We start from the raw sequence: 2414 nt of genomic DNA, 5'->3' as shown, positions 1-2414 counted from the left end.
TCCGCCCGCGCGACAGCCGCCACCCGGCCGTGCAGGACCACCCACGCGGCCCGCGGGGCCCGCAGGGGTCAGGCCGTCAGCGTCCCCTGCCACCGCACGATGCGGTCGACGGCCTCGCGCACCACGTCCGGCGACGACGCGAACGACAGCCGCACGAACCGGTGCCCGTCGACGGGGTCGAAGTCGGTCCCGGGCGTCAGCGCCACGCCGGCCTCGTCGAGCAGCCGCGCGCACCACGTCACCGAGTCGAGACCGGTCGAGGACACGTCGGCGTACAGGTAGAACGCGCCGTCGGCGGGCGCGACGTGCGTCCAGCCGAGCTCGGGCAGGCGCTCGAGCAGCAGGGTGCGCGACGCGGCGTACCGCTCGACGTTGGCCCGGGCGGCCGCGTACCCGTCGGGACTGAACGCGGCGACACCGGCGTGCTGCGCGAGCGCGGGCGGGCACAGCGCGACGTTCCCCGCGAGCGCGTCGACGGGGGCGACGAGGTCGTCGGGCAGGACGAGCCAGCCCAGCCGCCAGCCCGTCATCGCCCAGTACTTCGAGAACGAGTTCACGACGACCGCGCCCGTGTCGAGGTACTGCGCGGCGGTCGCGACCTGCGCGTCCGCGTCGTAGGTGATGCCGTGGTAGATCTCGTCGCTGACCAGCCGCACGCCGTGCTCGGCGCACCAGGCCGCGAGGTCCGCGAGCGCCGACGCCCCGACCATCGTGCCCGTCGGGTTGGCGGGGCTGGCGACGACGAGGCCGTCGAGCGGGCCGGCGGCCTCCAGGTGCTCGACCGTCGGCTGGAACCGCGACGCGGTGCCGCACGGCAGCTCGACGACCTCGCAGCCGAGCGCGCGCAGGATGTTCGCGTACGCGGGGTAGCCGGGGCGGGCGAGGGCGACGCGGTCGCCGACGTCGAACGCCGCGAGGAACGCGAGCATGAACCCGCCCGACGAGCCCGTCGTCACCGCGATGCGCGCGGGGTCGACGTCGACGCCGTACCAGGTGCGGTAGTGCGTCGCGATCGCCGCGCGCAGTCCCGGGGCGCCGAGCGCCTCGGTGTAGCCGAGGTCGCCGCTGGTCAGCAGCTCGACGGCCCGCTGCCGCACGACCTCCGACGCGCCCGTCGACGGCTCGCCCGCGCACAGGTTGAGCACGTCGACCCCCGCGGCACGACGCGCGTTCGCGGCGGCGAGGATCTCCATGACGGCGAACGGCGGCACGTGCGCACGGGTTGCGACCTTCACCCGACCTATCCTGCCGTGCGGCCCACCCGGGCGCGGTGCGGCCGCACCGGGTCGACGGGCCCGGGCGACGAGAGGAGCATCAGAAGGTGATCGTCGACTGCGCGCTCTACACCCGCGGGGTCCGGCAGCACCGGCTCGACGACGTGTTCGCCGCCGCGCAGGAGGCCGAGCACGAGGACGGCTTCGTGTGGATCGGCCTCGTCGACCCGTCGGCGGACGAGTTCGACGCGCTCGCGGAGGGGTTCGCGCTCCCCGAGCTCGCGATCGAGGACGCGATCCGTGCCCACCAGCGGCCCAAGCTCGAGCGCTACGGCGACCTGACCTTCGCGATCGTCAAGCCCGTCCGGTACGTCGACCACGCCGAGGTCGTCGAGGTCAGCGAGCTCGCCGTGTTCGTGGGGCACCGGTTCGTCGTCGTCGTCCGGCACGGCGACTCGCGCATCCCGTCCCGCGCGCGGCAGACGCTCGAGGGCGACCCCGAGACGATGGCGCACGGCCCGTGGGCCGTCCTGCACCGGCTGCTCGACCTCACCGTCGACCAGTACCTGGAGGTCGCGCGGTCCGTCGACGTGGACCTCGACGAGATCGAGGACCAGGTGTTCGGGTCGGTGCCGGGCGAGGACCACGCCGAGCGGATCTACCGGCTGAAGTCCGAGGTGCAGCAGTTCCGCCGGGCCGTGGTGCCGCTCGTCGGGCCCGTGCACCGGCTCGCGTCGGGCCAGGTGCCCGGCATCCCCGGCGACCTGCAGGAGTACTTCCGCGACGTCGAGGACCACACGCTGCGCGTCGCCGACTCGATCGAGGCGGCCGACACCCTGCTCACCGGCGTGCTGCAGGCGGACCTCGCGCAGGTGACCGTCGCGCAGTCGCGCGTGAGCGTCCAGCAGAACGCCGACATGCGGAAGATCTCCGCGTGGGCGGCCATCGGGCTCGTGCCCACCGCCATCGCGGGCATCTACGGCATGAACGTGCGCAACCTGCCGATCGCCGACACCGCGTTCGGGTTCTGGGCGGTGCTCGTCGTCATCGCGGCGTCGTGCGTCCTGCTGCACCGCGCGTTCCGCCGCAACCGCTGGCTGTAGCGTCCGGGGGCTCCGGGCGCGCCGGGGGGGCTCCGGGCGCGCGGGCGGCGACCAGACGACGGGCCGACGGCCGCGAGCGGGGTGCGTCAGGGGGTCG

2 protein-coding genes are annotated in these 2414 nt (G+C 74.6%); one reads left to right on the top strand and one right to left on the bottom strand.

From position 1 onward, the window contains the following. Positions 1-68: 68 nt before the first annotated feature. On the bottom strand, positions 69-1235 hold the full coding sequence (locus tag HGA02_RS16485) for an aminotransferase class I/II-fold pyridoxal phosphate-dependent enzyme (RefSeq protein ID WP_168680208.1): 1167 nt from the start codon (positions 1233-1235) through the stop codon (positions 69-71). 86 nt (positions 1236-1321) lie between these two features. On the opposite strand from HGA02_RS16485, the gene HGA02_RS16480 reads away from it, so the two are divergent. Beyond that, positions 1322-2317: a CorA family divalent cation transporter gene (locus tag HGA02_RS16480; protein ID WP_168680206.1), complete on the top strand. Its 996-nt coding sequence runs from the start codon at positions 1322-1324 to the stop codon at positions 2315-2317. Positions 2318-2414 lie beyond the last annotated feature (97 nt).

Origin of the sequence: Cellulomonas septica, assembly GCF_012396155.1 — a bacterium.
GTDB lineage: Bacteria > Actinomycetota > Actinomycetes > Actinomycetales > Cellulomonadaceae > Cellulomonas > Cellulomonas septica.
Note: the sequence above shows the minus strand (reverse complement) of the source record. Positions and strands in the feature narration are given on the sequence as shown.